The organism is Bartonella sp. AA86SXKL (genome assembly GCF_042196885.1).
Genome location: NZ_JBHIRE010000078.1, coordinates 1 through 1,572 on the forward strand (window position 1 = coordinate 1; position 1,572 = coordinate 1,572).

Genomic DNA, 1,572 nt, shown 5'->3' on the forward strand with positions numbered 1-1,572 from the left:
TTCAACGAGATTTTCCCGTCAGCAGAAAGATGCAACTGCCCCGCATTGGCTGCCATATCATGGCGCATGCGAACCCCAACACCTTGTTCTGTCGCCACAAGTTTTATTCTGTCCGCCTGTAGAGCCCCCAAAGCAGAACCATCTATCGCATATTCCGGTTTACCGGTAATATCGGTCAGTTCTTTCATTTCCCGTGAAGCATAATCAAAGTGACCCGTCCCTGCTGTCACACCAATTTCTCTGCCCGCAACAGCTCCTTCAAAATGCACTGTGCGTGAGACAATATCGACAATATCAACAGCCCCCTTGCCAGAGAAAAAATTGGCTCCCTTGGCGCCAAAGGTAATATCCCCACCTCGCACCTCAAAGCCTTTCAAAAAACCGCTCGCATCAATTTCGGGAACACCTGTGGTTAAAGTCGCATGGGGCGTATTGATAAAGCCACAACCATCACAGCTTATCCCATTGGGATTGGCTATAATCACATCGGCGGGGCTCCCAAAAACCTCTCCTGGACCATGAAGCGCACTGCGCTTGCTGCTGGTCACTTCATTTAAAATCACTTTCGCCGAACCCGTGAGGCGCAAATGCGGATTGCCCGGCATAATGCCCCCCAACTGCGATTGCCCCACTTCTTGCGCATGATTGTTCCAAATCACACCTGGATTTCCAATATTAAAATCGTTATATTTATTGTGTGATAAGCCCTTGCCATTGGGGGTAACAATATCAATCGAGGGAACCCCATTGGGCGCTGCTACTATATCTGGACGATGGGCGGCATTCGCGTTAGGATCCACAGTAATTTGTGCCTGTAACGCTGAAGGGGCTAACAAACAAGAAAAACCAAGTCCCCCAAATAAAACCTTTTTGAGCATCGTACTGGAGACCAAAACACCTAATAAAGCTGCTCTTTCTGCTCTCTTCTCATATCTCATACGTTAACTCCCCAATAAAAAATGCTTAAAGTTCCATTGTTAATGTCATAAAAAATGTTCCTGATTTTTTGTGCTTAACTGTGCTCCAAAAAATACTGGAATAACTGGCATCAAGAGAGACCATGCCTCCCGCAAGCTTGACACCTGCTGTCCAACCGGCAAGCTGATCACTCTTAATCCCATACAAGGGTTGTGCAAAAACACGCCCATAATCCAAACCAACATAAGGGCGAAGTTCTCCAAAAACCTTTTTGAAGGTCGCGTGATTGCTCCACGGAATGGTGCGTAGCAACAAATCATTCCGGCTAAAAAAACCGTTATTGCCAAAAAGCAAACTCTCACGCGTGCCACGAACATTGGAAGCGCCCCCCAACGAAATCTGTTCAGCTCCCAATAAATTATGCGGTGAATATTGACCACTCAAAAGATTGCTCAGTATAAAGTCCAAGCCCCCTATCTTAAAAGGCGTCATGACACTAAGCGTACCGGTAAATTTGGCAAATTGTGGCTCCGCATCCCCTGCTCCTGGCGCATGTTTCTTTACTGAATGAAACAAAGGGAGCCCTTGCAAATAACTCACATCAAAGGTCCAAGTCCCCCCCAACATCTGGCGCGAATGCGAAATGCCAAAATT

Annotated in this window: 2 protein-coding genes; both read right to left on the minus strand. The window is 46.8% G+C overall.

Going from position 1 to position 1,572, the window contains the following annotated elements:
• Window positions 1-938, minus strand: a 938-nt coding sequence (locus ACFIO5_RS09830) for a filamentous hemagglutinin N-terminal domain-containing protein (RefSeq protein WP_375705299.1), incomplete at its 3' end; no start/stop codon positions are given.
• Between the two features lie 25 nt (window positions 939-963).
• Window positions 964-1,572, minus strand: a 609-nt coding sequence (locus tag ACFIO5_RS09835; protein WP_375705300.1) for a ShlB/FhaC/HecB family hemolysin secretion/activation protein, incomplete at its 5' end; no start/stop codon positions are given.